Here is a 12,097-nt window from a genome sequence, read left to right as displayed (position 1 = left end):
GGTAGACAAATGACGCCACTGCCTTTGTTAGAGGTCAGCCAGCTGAAAATGCATTTTGACGCAGGAAAAAAGCGGACAGTCAAAGCCGTCGACGGGGTCACCTTTCACATTCATGAAGGAGAAACGTTTGGGCTAGTCGGTGAATCAGGGTGCGGGAAATCAACCTTGGGGAGAGTGCTGATGCGCCTTTATCAGCCAACAGAAGGAAGTGTGAAATACCGCGGCACCAACCTTCACGCACTTAGTGAGAAAGAGCAGTTTGCCTTTAACCGCAAGCTGCAAATGATTTTTCAGGATCCTTATGCTTCGCTGAACCCGCGCATGACCGTTCGAGAAATCATTTTGGAGCCGATGGAAATTCACAACCTTTACAATACCCACAAAGCGCGGCTTCTCGTCGTGGACGAGCTGCTTGAGGCAGTAGGGCTTCACCCTGATTTTGGCAGCCGTTATCCCCATGAATTCAGCGGCGGGCAGAGACAAAGAATCGGGATTGCCAGAGCACTGTCGCTCAATCCTGAATTTATCGTGGCAGACGAACCGATTTCTGCACTTGATGTCTCGGTTCAAGCGCAGGTGGTCAACCTGCTGAAGCGGCTTCAAAAAGAGAAAGGGCTCACGTTTTTATTTATTGCCCATGACCTTTCGATGGTGAAGCATATCAGTGACAGGATCGGTGTTATGTACTTAGGGCACATGATGGAAATTACAGAGAGCGGCACCTTGTATCGCGAACCGCTGCATCCCTATACAAAGGCGCTTTTGTCCTCGATTCCGATTCCTGACCCTGAATTGGAGGACAAGCGTGAGCGCATCCTCTTAAAAGGGGAGCTGCCGAGCCCGGTCAATCCGCCGAGCGGCTGCGTGTTTCGGACCCGCTGTCCGGAGGCGATGCCTGAATGCGGGGAATCCCGTCCCCACCTTCAGGAAATTGAAGCCGGCAGATTTGTCGCCTGCCATTTGTATCGAAATGCTGAGACGACAGAAAAGGTGAGATAATCAAAAAAAGACTGGCTCCGGAGCCAGTCTTTGCTTTTATCATTGATGTAAAAATTTCACGCAAACGGGGTAAGGGACAGAGACAGTTGATGGAAGCACAGTCAATCGGCCGGTTTCTTTGTCTCTTTCAAACAGGACAAGGTTGCCTGTTTCTTCATTTGAAGCGACAAGGAATCCTTCCGTTGGATCAAATACAAAATCCCGAGGCCAGTTTCCTTCTGTCGAAACTCTTTCCACGAAAGCCAGCTCGCCTGAATATTGATTCACTTCAAATACAGCGATACTGTCATGGCCGCGGTTTGCGACGTAAACAAAACGGCCGTCCTGTGTGACATGAATGGCGCTTCCCTGGCTGTTATCTGTAAAATCATCAGGGATGGCAGAGACGACTTGGATTTCTCTAAATTCGCCGGCTGTCGGATTATATTCAAGCGCAATCACTTCATTGCTTAATTCTGTCATCACATAAGCGTATTTTTCTTTCGGGTGAAAAGCGATATGGCGAGGTCCTGCGCCGGGAGCGAAGGAATGGCTTCCGGATTCAGCCAATACGCCGTCTTTCAGCTTATAGGTGTACAGCTTATCTGTACCTAAATCAACCGCTACCACATAATTGTGTTCAGGTGTGAACCCGGCATAGTGTGTATGCGGTTTTTCTTGTCTTTCGTGCGGTCCTTTTCCTGTGTGAGCGGCTTCTGTAGCAGGTGATTGCAAGCTTCCGTCTTCCTGAACCGGAAAAGCGTGTACCTTCCCGCTGTGATAATTGGCAGTCAGTACGAACTGATTTTGATCATCGACGCTAACGTGGCATGGCGATGGCCCATCAATTAACTGATGATTCAGAAATGTTAATTCACCGCTGTTTTTATTGACTTGATAGGCAGCAACTCCGCCTTGGCCGTCTGCTTTTTCAATTGAATAAAGAATGGTGTTGTCTTTATTCGGCGTTACATATGTCGGGTTGCCCAGCTTAGCGGCAAGCTTTGGCTCGCTGAGTGTTTTTTTCTCAGTATCAAGCTCAAATGAATAAATCCCTTCGCTTCCGCCTTTTGTATATGTTCCGACATATCCTATGTACTTTGTCATGCGATTTCCCCCTTAAAATGATGTCATCTCTATATTAACGTATCTTGATAAAATAAGCTGTTCAAAACATGAAAAAGGGGAATTTCTTCACTCACCGCGAATTAGCGGCATCGTACAGCATCTGAAGGAGCCGCCTGATTTAATAATTTCTGACAGATCAATTTCGATGATATGATAGCCTCTTATCGATAGCTGTTGATTGACATGGCGGTTGCAAGGGAGGCTGATAATCGTTTTTCTCCCGATTGAAAGGACATTGGTGCCAAGCGTAAATTGTTCGTCCTCGGGCACTTCAATGAGATTGTAACGTTTTGCAAGCATATGAACAGCCTCTGGCTCAAGGGCATTAGGATAAATTAACGCTTCGTTTTCAGATACGATGTTAAATACGCAGTCCAAATGCAAAAATTTTTCATGCAGCTGCACTGGAACGACTGTATGTTCAGGTAGCTCCTCTTTTAGCTGGCCGATGGCTGACATGTCGGTGCGCTGGCTGATACCGACGTAGACGATATCTTCATCAATAATGACGTCACCGCCTTCAATGCTTGTATTAAGCATACGGGTGTAAGAAATGCCTTGCCTGTGAAAAAAATCTTTTATGATGGCTTCTTCCCCTTGGCGAATCGGTTCAGTCATGCTTGAGAGGAAGGCTTTTTCTCCGATGACAAACCCTATATCCCTAGTGAAAACCTGTTCTGGGAGCCCGTCGCGAACGGGTAAAAGGATGACCTCAACATTATGTGACCTAAGTGCTTCAACGAAGCGGTTGTGCTGATCGTTGGCGGTTTTTACATGAATATTGTCATCTTCAAAATGTTTTTGTGTTTCGTTTATGACATCTTTTATGGTCATGTGCTCGGGACTGCATAAAACAACTTTCTGAAGTGTGCCGTATTCCGTTCGGCATACCATTTTGTGCTGAAATTTTGGGATGGATACGTCCATTTGTTTTTCCTCCTAAAGTGTGAAGAATACATTTATTATTCCCTCATCATGAAAATCATTAAACCATTTTAAATTTTAGACAAATGGCAGAGAATATTGTTTAATAGGAGAATATAAGTGCATTTAGCTAAAAGATCAGACATCAAAGGGGAGAAAGGTATGGAAACACCGGAAACAAGATTTTGTAAAGAGTCAAAGGTTGTAAAAACCAGCAGGGTGTTCCCGCTTGATACGAACAACCATAATACGCTGTTTGGCGGAAAATTAATGAGCTACATCGACGATATTGCCTCTATTTCGGCGGCGCGCCATTGCAGACGTGATACAGTAACAGCTTCAATGGACTCTGTAGATTTTCTAAAGCCGATCGGGCAAAAAGATTCTGTCTGTCTGGAGTCCTATGTGACATGGGTCGGCACGTCTTCCATGGAAGTATTTGTGAAAGTCATTAAGGAGCATTTGATGACTGGCGAACGGGAACTCGCTGCCACATCCTTTTTGACATTTGTCGCATTAGATTCAAATGGCAAGCCGGTGCCTGTACCGAGAGTTGTACCGGAAACAGAAGAAGAAATCATGCTTCATAATACAGCAGTACAGCGCGCTAATGAACGAAAGAACCGCAAGAAACACAGCCAAGCGCTTGCAAATGCGCTCGGAACTGATAAACCTTGGTGAACGTTAAACCCAAAACATATATTGTTTTGGGTTTTTTTGTGCTTTTCAATGGTGATTATTACAATGGTTAGTCCGTTTTTGCTAGGGAATTCTATAAAAAAGCAACAAATGTCACGTTAAATTGATAATTTTGTGACAACTTTATAAAAGATTCATTTTAGATATATCTTTTAATCGTGAGATCATGTATTTTAAAGATATATTTTAAATACATCTTTTTGAAAGGATTGTTTATACATGTTAGATAATAAAACAATCGAAATCATTAAAAGCACTGTACCCGTATTACAACAGCATGGAGAAACCATCACTGGCCGTTTTTACGATCTGATGTTTCAAGACCATCCAGAGCTTTTGAACATTTTTAATCAAACAAACCAAAAGAAGAAAACTCAGCGCGCTGCCCTTGCAAATGCCGTTATTGCAGCTGCGGCAAATATAGACCAGCTCGGAACTATCATTCCGGTCGTCAAACAGATCGGCCATAAGCACCGCAGTATCGGAATTAAGGCTGAACATTACCCGATCGTTGGGAAATATTTGCTGATTGCCATTAAAGATGTATTGGGAGATGCTGCAACCCCTGACATTATGCAGGCATGGGAGAAAGCGTACGGAGTCATAGCTGACGCGTTTATCGGAATTGAAAAAGAAATGTATGAACAGGCGGAAGAGCAAGCAGGCGGCTGGAAAGAATATAAGCCGTTCGTCATCGCGAAAAAAGAGCGGGAGAGCGCAGAAATTACATCCTTCTATCTGAAGCCGGAAGACGGCAAGCCGTTACCTGATTTTCAAGCAGGGCAGTATATCAGCATTAAAGTGCAGATTCCTGATTCTGAATATACGCAAATCCGCCAGTACAGCCTGTCTGATATGCCGGGAAAAGACTATTATCGAATTTCAGTGAAGAAAGACGGTGTCGTTTCTTCCTATTTACACGATGGACTGCAGGAGGGAGATTCAGTAGAGATCAGCGCACCGGCAGGGGACTTTGTTTTAGATGCTTCATCACAAAAAGATCTCGTTCTGATCAGTGCCGGAGTTGGTATTACACCAATGATCAGCATGCTGAAAACGTCTGTTTCCAAGCAGCCTAAACGGCAGATTCTATTCATTCATGCCGCGAAAAACAGTGAGTATCACGCATTGCGTCATGAGGTAGAAGAAGCGGCAAACCATTCTTCTGTCAAGACAGCATTTGTGTACCGTGAGCCAACAGAGGAAGACCGTGCAGGTGATCTTCAATTTCATGAAGGACAGATTGATCAGCAGTTTCTCAAAGAACTGATTGCCAATACAGATGCAGATTATTATATTTGCGGTTCATCGTCATTTATTACGGCAATGCATAAACTTGTATCAGAACTCGGATCAGCGCCAGAGTCTATCCATTACGAGCTGTTCGGCCCGCAATTAAGCATGGCACAGTCCGTTTGATCACATGTATGAAACTCTTCTTTCAGAGAAGAGTATTTTATTGAAAGAGAAGAAGGCGGACAACGCCTTCTTCTACATCCGGACAATCACTGACCCGCCTCCGCCGCTTGTGCATACACGGTTTTGCTGTTCTTGCATCGTTCTCAGCAATTCATTGTTTACCTCAATCGCTCTGATTAGTTGCTCCATTTTCAGCTCTAAACCGGCTAGTCTGTCGAGAGACTGCTGTTGCTTATAGCTAGCGGGATGAGGAGCTGATGACAGATCATAGGGCCAATGGGCACTCGTTTTCTGATGTTTCATATTGCGCCTCCAATCGATTTCATTTTCTATTATGTTATGTGCTGCCTATCTGCACGTTCGCCTATTTAGAATCGAAAAAAGGATGATGTATAGAGGACCTGCCTCAGGGAACAATAGGCTCAAAATATGACCAGCGGATGGAGGTAAAGATCAGTGTTATGGATGGTATGGGCATTTTTACTGAAGCCAGTTATCGTATTTACGATTGCGTATATTCTGTTTCGGCTTGCCGGTAAAAAAGCCGTGTCACAAATGAACAATTTTGATCTGCTTTTGACCTTCGCAATCGGCACAATCATCAGTGAGCCGATTCTTACATCCAGGCTGCCGATGTCAATTTATTACGCAGGCTCTTTTTTGGTGCTTTATCTGCTGATGAGCAAGCTCTCTCTTTCTAATAAATGGCGTTGGTTACTGGTCGTAAGCCCGACTGTCTTAATCCGAAACGGGGACATTGATGAATGCGGACTGCGTAAAGAAAGGCTGACGGTTAATGAACTGCTCGGAAAACTAAGGGAAAAGGGCTATGCCGATCCGGCTGACATTGATCTTGCCATCATTGAAGAAACGGGGGAAGTAAGCGTTATCCCAAAAGAGGAAGCGAGAGCGGTGCAGGTGCGGGATTTGAATATGGAAGCTGAACGGAATTTTATCCCGATACCTCTCATACTGGACGGCGAAATCCTTGATCATAATTTGAAATACCTCCAAAAAAACCGAACCTGGCTGTTTGAGAAGCTTGAGGAAAAAGGATACAGCCCAAAACGGCTCTCCTTGATCACGCTTGGCACGATGAATGCCCGCGGTGATATATCGCTTGATTTGAATACCTCAAACGAACCGCAGCATGATCCTTATTTATATAAACCGGGAAATAACAATTAAGATTGCTCTCTATTTTTAACGAGAGCTTTTTTCTTTTTTAAAGGGAATTTTTGTTTGGTGTCAAATGTACCTAGTTAGGAGGGGAATTGAACATGAAGGACTTATTCATTAGAAACGATATGGCACCAACGGTCAGTCTGTTGTATTCAGCAGTGGAAGAAAACAGTCTCCGTCTGGCTTTTATCGTAAGTCACATGACACACAATGAACTTTACTATAAGGGGCGCTGCCAAACAAAAAACAGCACAGCTCAGCTTTTGCACCATATCACAAATGTAGATATCAGATGGGTCTGGCGTATCAAGGAAAACCGGATACCAGATCATATTGAAGAAGTATACGGCCTGATGGCAGATGAAAGCGGACGGCTGCCTGAACCGGAGAATCAGCCCGGATTAGATAAACTCTTGAAAAGACATCGGCATGTGGTAAACGAGCTGAAATCGGTATGTTACACCTTAACTGAAAATGATTTGCATCAGCCGCTTTCTTACGATAGTGACACCGCGACCATACGGTGGGGCATTTGGCATATGGCGGATCATAACCGCTATCATCAAGCACATATTGAGGCCCTCAAAAAAGAATGGAAGCAGGATGTGGCGAAATATGAGCGCTAAAACGAAGCTTGTGACCGATCGAATTCGTTTGCGCTGTATGGAAGATCGGGATCAAGCCTATTTGTTTGAACTTTTTAACGATCCTGACGTCATGAAATATTATTCCGGTTTAAAAGATAAGAGGCAAACCCGCGAGTGGATCAGTTGGAACAAAAGAAATGAAAAAGGGTACGGCGTCAGTCTGTGGATCGCCGAAGATAAGCGGACAGGGGACTTTTTAGGGCAATGCGGCATCGTTCCTCAGCAGGTCGAAAATCAAACAGTAATGGAAATCGGCTATATGTTTGCCTTCCGCCACTGGGGGAACGGCTATGCGCAAGAAGCGGCTCAAGCCTGCCTAGACTACGGTTTCAACGATCGGCAGTTCGGCACAATTGCGGCTTTGATTGACCCTAATAACAAAGCGTCCATACGAGTAGCGGAGAAAATCGGCATGATTTATGATAGAACGATTAGAAAATGGAATAAACCAATCGCAGTATATGAAAGAAAATCTTACAATTGAAAGAAAGAGTCAAGTTATAGTATCATGATGTCAGGTAAAGTTTTCTAGGGTTCCGCGTGTCAATGAACATGGCCTGGTCCGAGAGAAAACACATACGCGTAAATAGAGGCGTGTATGCACACGGAGGGAAAAAAGCCCGGGAGAGTCAATCTCATGAGAGACGACTGTCCGGGGTTTTTTTGTTTTCGGAGAATCTTACTGGAAAGAAAGGAATGACTTGAAATGAAATGGGGATTAGTCGTGCTTGCCGCCGTTTTTGAGGTTGTTTGGGTGGTAGGCTTAAAGCATGCTGACTCAGCTTTAACATGGAGCGGCACTGCCGTCGGCATCATAGTCAGCTTTTATCTTTTAATGAAGGCGACAAACAGTCTGCCTGTCGGAACCGTGTATGCCGTCTTTACCGGACTCGGCACGGCAGGAACAGTGCTGAGTGAAATCATTCTGTTTCATGAGCCGGTTGGATGGCCGAAGCTTTTGCTAATCGGCGTGCTCTTAGTCGGTGTAATCGGGTTGAAGCTTGTGACACAGGATGAGACAGAGGAAAGAGGAGGCGAGGCATAATGCTGCACTGGATCAGTTTATTGTGCGCGGGCTGTTTGGAGATGGCCGGCGTGGCCCTTATGAATCAATATGCGAAGGAAAAAAGCGTGAAATGGGTGCTGTTGATCATTGTTGGTTTTGCTGCTTCATTTTCCTTGCTGTCGTATGCTATGGAAACCATTCCAATGGGCACGGCTTACGCTGTCTGGACAGGTATTGGCACCGCCGGCGGAGCACTTGTCGGCATCCTCTTTTACAAGGAGCCGAAAGACGCCAAACGGATCTTTTTTATCGCTTTGATTTTATGTTCAGCGGTTGGTTTAAAAATTCTGTCATAAATTGATTTTTATCAAATCTTCAGTATAATGGATAAATAGTTTAGACTTAGAAAGATAAGAGGGATTATTCATGAAATCATATATGACACAGCGGTTGAACGAATACCGTGACGGAAATGAGGATAAAGGGCGTCTTTTGGTCAGCTGTCCCGATCAGCCGGGGATCGTCTCTGCAGTTTCCGCGTTTTTGTTTGAACACGGCGCCAATATTATAGAATCTAATCAATATACGACAGACCCTGAAGGCGGCCGATTCTTCCTGAGAATTGAATTTGACTGCGAGGGCATTCGTGAGAAAAAAGAAACACTGCAGGATGCGTTTGCGTCTGTTGCGGAAACATTCGACATGACATGGAGTTTAACATTGGCAAGCGAGCTGAAGCGCGTCGCCATTTTTGTCTCAAAGGAGCTTCACTGCCTGCATGAGCTGATTTGGGAATGGCAAACCGGCAACCTTATGGCGGAAATCGCTGTTGTCATCAGCAACCATGAGGAAGCGAGAGAACTGGTTGAACGGCTGAACATTCCATTCCATTATATGAAAGCAAACAAAGACATCAGAGCGGAAGTCGAAAAGAAGCAGCTTGAACTGCTTGAGCAATATGAGATTGATACGATCGTGCTTGCACGCTATATGCAGATCTTAACCCCTGACTTTGTTTCGGCTCATCCGAATCGCATCATTAATATTCACCACTCGTTCCTGCCTGCTTTTATCGGTGCGAATCCATACAAACGGGCTTACGAGCGCGGCGTGAAACTGATCGGAGCGACATCTCACTATGTCACAAACGATCTTGATGAAGGGCCGATCATTGAACAGGATATTGAGCGCGTGGACCACCGTGACAATACGGAAGCGCTAAAAAACATTGGAAGAACAATTGAACGCAGCGTGCTTGCCCGTGCTGTAAAATGGCATTTGGAAGACCGCGTCATCGTTCACGAAAATAAAACAATCGTCTTTAACTAGACTGAAGATGCCCGCGCCATGCGGGCTCTTTTTGGTGACAAAAAACCTTGACAAGTGTCCTTTTTCTTTGCATAATATAAAAAAATCATTGAGCGTTGAAGAGGATTAGTAAGCAGACCTTTCTGTGACAGAGAGCAAAATGAACCGCTGAAACATTTTGCCGCATGAAACCTGCCGAACCTGCCTTGGAGTCTTAGGGGGAAAACCTAGGCGCGTAACCTGGCGTTACAGGAAAGCGGAGCGTGCATAAGCGCGTTCAATCAAGGTGGTACCACGGAAACCCATTTCGTCCTTATGAATCAGGATGAAATGGGTTTTTTTATTGTAAGTTGGCTGGCAAAAAGCCGCGGAGGAGAATAAATGAAAAAACAAAGAATAGTAGTGAAAATAGGAAGCAGTTCGCTCACGAATAGCAACGGAAGCATTGATGAGGCAAAAATCAGAGAGCATGTTCAAGCCATTTCACTGTTGAAGAAAGCGGGACATGAAATGATTCTGATTACCTCGGGTGCCGTAGCGGCGGGGTTTTCCAGCCTCGGTTATCCGTCCCGACCCGTTACCATTAAAGGAAAGCAGGCGGCGGCCGCGGTCGGACAAACACTGTTAATGCAGCAATATATGAATCAATTCAAACAATACTCTCTGACTCCGGGACAAATCCTTTTAACGAGAAATGATTTTTCGAAAAGAGAACGGTACCGAAACGCATATGCAACGATAATGGAATTACTGGAGCGCGGCGTCATTCCGATTATCAATGAAAATGACTCTACATCTGTTGAAGAATTGACATTCGGGGATAATGACATGCTTTCTGCGTTAGTCAGCGGATTGATTCATGCGGACCAGCTCATGATTCTCACTGACATTAACGGGCTGTATGATGCCAATCCGAATGAAAATCCTGAGGCGAAACGATTTGATTATCTGCCGGAGATCACGCCTGAATTACTGGGATATGCGGGCTCAGCCGGATCAAAGGTCGGCACCGGCGGTATGAAATCAAAGCTGTTAGCTGCACAAACTGCGCTGTCTCTTGGAGTGAAAGTGTTTATCGGAACAGGCAGCGGAGAGCAAAAGCTTGCGGATATTTTAGACGGCAGGGGAGACGGCACTTATATCGGAGACAAAGAATTATCCTCGGTTAACAACACGAGACAGTGGATTCAGTTCCACTCGCCGATAGCAGGAGAGATCCTCATTGATGCGGGTGCCGAGGAGGCGATGATCCATAACGGAAGCAGCCTGCTGCCGGCTGGCGTAGTAGGCGTAAATGGAAGCTTTCCGAAAGGGGCGGTTGTGGAAGTCAGAGGACCGGGCGGCGTGATCGGCAAAGGCCAAACTCATTACTCCTCCGAGGAGATTATGGAGGCCAAAGGCAAACGAAGTAATGAACTTGATTTTGAGAGAACGTTTGAGGTTATTCATAGGAATGACTGGGTCAATTTAAAAGACTAGGAGGCAGGAAAATGAGTGAAGTTTCTGTAAAAGCGAAGCTGGCGAAAGAAGCAGCAGCCGAAATGATCATGAAAACAACGGTCGAGAAGGATGAGGCGCTCAGTCTCATTGCAAACGGACTCCGCAACGAACTGGACTTTCTCTTGTCGGAGAATGCAAAAGACATTGAGAACGGAAAAGAAAATGGTTTAACACCGGATGTCATTGACCGTCTCAAGCTGGATGAGAAACGCATTCGTGACATTGCGGACGCGGTAGAGCTCTTAATCGACTTGGCGGACCCGGTCGGCGAATCTCTTGAAACGATTGAAAAGGAAAACGGCCTGTTTATTGAAAAAATCCGTGTGCCGCTCGGTGTCGTTGGAATGATTTATGAAGCGAGGCCAAACGTCACAGTTGATGCGGCTACCCTCTGCCTGAAGACAGGGAACGCGGTTGTCCTGCGGGGGAGCTCCTCAGCCATTCACAGCAATAAAGCACTCGTCAATGTTATTCACAGAGCACTCGAGCAATCAGCGCTTCCGATCAACGCTGTGCAGCTGATTGAGGATACGAGCAGAGAGACAGCAAAAGAGCTCTTTACGTTAAATGATGGCTTAGACGTATTGATTCCGCGCGGAGGCAAGAAATTGATCGATCTCGTTGTCAGAGAATCGACAGTCCCTGTATTAGAAACCGGAGCAGGAAACTGCCACATTTTCATTGACGAAACAGCCAAACACCAAATGGCAGAAAAGGTTGTCGTAAATGCCAAAACGCAGCGCCCTTCCGTATGCAACGCGATTGAATCACTGCTGATCCACAAAGCATGGGCGAAGCAACACGGGAAAGAATTACTGGCTCAGCTGGAAAGCGTAGGAGTTGAAATTCGCGGTGATGAATTTGTATGTGAACTTCATCCTTCAAGCAAACAAGCGTCAGAAGAAGATTGGGAAACTGAATTTTTAGCGCCTGTCATTAGCGTAAAGACGGTTGAGAACATCCAAGAAGCTGTGAAGCATATCCAGCAATACGGCACCAATCATTCTGAAGCAATTTTAACTGAAGATGACAAGCACGCGGCTTATTTTCAAACGGCTGTCGATGCTGCCGCTGTCTATCATAATGCGTCAACCCGTTTTACCGACGGATTTGAATTCGGCTACGGAGCCGAAATCGGCATCAGCACGCAAAAGCTTCATGCAAGAGGGCCGATGGGACTTCCAGCACTGACTTCTACAAAATACATTATTAAAGGAACAGGGCAAATCCGCGAATAGCGGGGCAATGTTCGATGAAAAAGCTTATCTCGTAACGGGATAAGCTTTTTTGCGCGTTAAAAAATTGA

Annotated in this window: 14 protein-coding genes and 1 riboswitch; of the genes, 11 read left to right on the top strand and 3 right to left on the bottom strand. The window is 45.4% G+C overall.

The window, feature by feature from the left end:
• Positions 1 to 9: 9 nt before the first annotated feature.
• Positions 10 to 999 carry an ABC transporter ATP-binding protein gene (locus Q5C82_RS15630; protein ID WP_003218487.1) on the top strand — a complete coding sequence of 330 codons (990 nt, stop codon included), beginning with the start codon at positions 10 to 12 and terminating at the stop codon, positions 997 to 999.
• 39 nt (positions 1,000 to 1,038) lie between these two features.
• Here the strand turns inward: Q5C82_RS15630 and pgl are convergent, their stop codons facing one another.
• Both pgl and Q5C82_RS15620 read right to left on the bottom strand, forming a co-directional pair.
• On the bottom strand, positions 1,039 to 2,085 hold the full coding sequence (pgl, locus tag Q5C82_RS15625; RefSeq protein ID WP_003218488.1) for a 6-phosphogluconolactonase: 1,047 nt from the start codon (positions 2,083 to 2,085) through the stop codon (positions 1,039 to 1,041).
• Positions 2,086 to 2,172: 87 nt separating this feature from the next.
• Positions 2,173 to 3,033, bottom strand: coding sequence for a dimethylarginine dimethylaminohydrolase family protein (locus tag Q5C82_RS15620; RefSeq protein WP_003218490.1), 861 nt, complete (start codon positions 3,031 to 3,033; stop codon positions 2,173 to 2,175).
• A gap of 159 nt (positions 3,034 to 3,192) precedes the next feature.
• On the opposite strand from Q5C82_RS15620, the gene Q5C82_RS15615 reads away from it, so the two are divergent.
• Complete coding sequence (locus tag Q5C82_RS15615; protein ID WP_014476577.1) at positions 3,193 to 3,711, top strand: acyl-CoA thioesterase; 519 nt, start codon at positions 3,193 to 3,195, stop codon at positions 3,709 to 3,711.
• Between the two features lie 237 nt (positions 3,712 to 3,948).
• Entirely contained in the window at positions 3,949 to 5,148 is a 1,200-nt protein-coding gene (gene hmpA / locus Q5C82_RS15610; protein ID WP_003218494.1) for an NO-inducible flavohemoprotein, read from the top strand.
• A 72-nt stretch (positions 5,149 to 5,220) separates the two neighbouring features.
• On the opposite strand, the gene Q5C82_RS15605 is transcribed toward hmpA, so the two are convergent.
• Positions 5,221 to 5,451, bottom strand: coding sequence for a hypothetical protein (locus Q5C82_RS15605; RefSeq protein ID WP_003218495.1), 231 nt, complete (start codon positions 5,449 to 5,451; stop codon positions 5,221 to 5,223).
• A gap of 153 nt (positions 5,452 to 5,604) precedes the next feature.
• On the opposite strand from Q5C82_RS15605, the gene Q5C82_RS15600 reads away from it, so the two are divergent.
• The 8 genes from Q5C82_RS15600 to proA all read left to right on the top strand — a co-directional run bounded on the left by Q5C82_RS15600 (position 5,605) and on the right by proA (position 12,029).
• Entirely contained in the window at positions 5,605 to 6,336 is a 732-nt protein-coding gene (locus Q5C82_RS15600; RefSeq protein ID WP_003218496.1) for a DUF421 domain-containing protein, read from the top strand.
• A gap of 92 nt (positions 6,337 to 6,428) precedes the next feature.
• Entirely contained in the window at positions 6,429 to 6,956 is a 528-nt protein-coding gene (locus Q5C82_RS15595; RefSeq protein ID WP_003218497.1) for a DinB family protein, read from the top strand.
• Positions 6,946 to 7,461: a GNAT family N-acetyltransferase gene (locus Q5C82_RS15590; RefSeq protein ID WP_003218498.1), complete on the top strand. Its 516-nt coding sequence runs from the start codon at positions 6,946 to 6,948 to the stop codon at positions 7,459 to 7,461. The genes Q5C82_RS15595 and Q5C82_RS15590 overlap by 11 nt, the downstream gene beginning before the upstream one ends.
• A 33-nt stretch (positions 7,462 to 7,494) precedes the next feature.
• A riboswitch (guanidine-I (ykkC/yxkD leader) is annotated at positions 7,495 to 7,606 on the top strand.
• Positions 7,607 to 7,683: 77 nt separating this feature from the next.
• Complete coding sequence (ykkC, locus tag Q5C82_RS15585; protein WP_003218499.1) at positions 7,684 to 8,022, top strand: multidrug efflux SMR transporter subunit YkkC; 339 nt, start codon at positions 7,684 to 7,686, stop codon at positions 8,020 to 8,022.
• The gene (ykkD, locus tag Q5C82_RS15580) at positions 8,022 to 8,339 is read left to right on the top strand and encodes a multidrug efflux SMR transporter subunit YkkD (protein WP_003218500.1); all 318 of its coding nucleotides are present in this window, start codon (positions 8,022 to 8,024) and stop codon (positions 8,337 to 8,339) included. Before ykkC ends, ykkD begins: the two co-directional genes overlap by 1 nt.
• Positions 8,340 to 8,409: 70 nt before the next feature.
• A complete protein-coding gene (purU, locus tag Q5C82_RS15575) occupies positions 8,410 to 9,312 on the top strand; it encodes a formyltetrahydrofolate deformylase (RefSeq protein WP_003218501.1) in 903 nt (300 codons plus the stop codon).
• 360 nt (positions 9,313 to 9,672) lie between these two features.
• On the top strand, positions 9,673 to 10,770 hold the full coding sequence (proB, locus tag Q5C82_RS15570) for a glutamate 5-kinase (RefSeq protein ID WP_003218502.1): 1,098 nt from the start codon (positions 9,673 to 9,675) through the stop codon (positions 10,768 to 10,770).
• Positions 10,771 to 10,781: 11 nt separating this feature from the next.
• Positions 10,782 to 12,029 carry a glutamate-5-semialdehyde dehydrogenase gene (gene proA / locus Q5C82_RS15565; protein ID WP_003218503.1) on the top strand — a complete coding sequence of 416 codons (1,248 nt, stop codon included), beginning with the start codon at positions 10,782 to 10,784 and terminating at the stop codon, positions 12,027 to 12,029.
• Positions 12,030 to 12,097: the final 68 nt, after the last annotated feature.

Origin of the sequence: uncultured Bacillus sp., assembly GCF_958411575.1 — a bacterium.
GTDB classification, from domain to species: domain Bacteria; phylum Bacillota; class Bacilli; order Bacillales; family Bacillaceae; genus Bacillus; species Bacillus spizizenii.
Note: the sequence above shows the minus strand (reverse complement) of the source record. Positions and strands in the feature narration are given on the sequence as shown.

Coding starts and splice junctions, on each gene's coding strand:
- Q5C82_RS15630 (WP_003218487.1), top strand. CDS start 10: ATGACGCCACTGCCTTTGTTAGAGGTCAGCCAGCTGAAAATGCATTTT.
- pgl (WP_003218488.1), bottom strand. CDS start 2,085: ATGACAAAGTACATAGGATATGTCGGAACATATACAAAAGGCGGAAGC.
- Q5C82_RS15620 (WP_003218490.1), bottom strand. CDS start 3,033: ATGGACGTATCCATCCCAAAATTTCAGCACAAAATGGTATGCCGAACG.
- Q5C82_RS15615 (WP_014476577.1), top strand. CDS start 3,193: ATGGAAACACCGGAAACAAGATTTTGTAAAGAGTCAAAGGTTGTAAAA.
- hmpA (WP_003218494.1), top strand. CDS start 3,949: ATGTTAGATAATAAAACAATCGAAATCATTAAAAGCACTGTACCCGTA.
- Q5C82_RS15605 (WP_003218495.1), bottom strand. CDS start 5,451: ATGAAACATCAGAAAACGAGTGCCCATTGGCCCTATGATCTGTCATCA.
- Q5C82_RS15595 (WP_003218497.1), top strand. CDS start 6,429: ATGAAGGACTTATTCATTAGAAACGATATGGCACCAACGGTCAGTCTG.
- Q5C82_RS15590 (WP_003218498.1), top strand. CDS start 6,946: ATGAGCGCTAAAACGAAGCTTGTGACCGATCGAATTCGTTTGCGCTGT.
- ykkC (WP_003218499.1), top strand. CDS start 7,684: ATGAAATGGGGATTAGTCGTGCTTGCCGCCGTTTTTGAGGTTGTTTGG.
- ykkD (WP_003218500.1), top strand. CDS start 8,022: ATGCTGCACTGGATCAGTTTATTGTGCGCGGGCTGTTTGGAGATGGCC.
- purU (WP_003218501.1), top strand. CDS start 8,410: ATGAAATCATATATGACACAGCGGTTGAACGAATACCGTGACGGAAAT.
- proB (WP_003218502.1), top strand. CDS start 9,673: ATGAAAAAACAAAGAATAGTAGTGAAAATAGGAAGCAGTTCGCTCACG.
- proA (WP_003218503.1), top strand. CDS start 10,782: ATGAGTGAAGTTTCTGTAAAAGCGAAGCTGGCGAAAGAAGCAGCAGCC.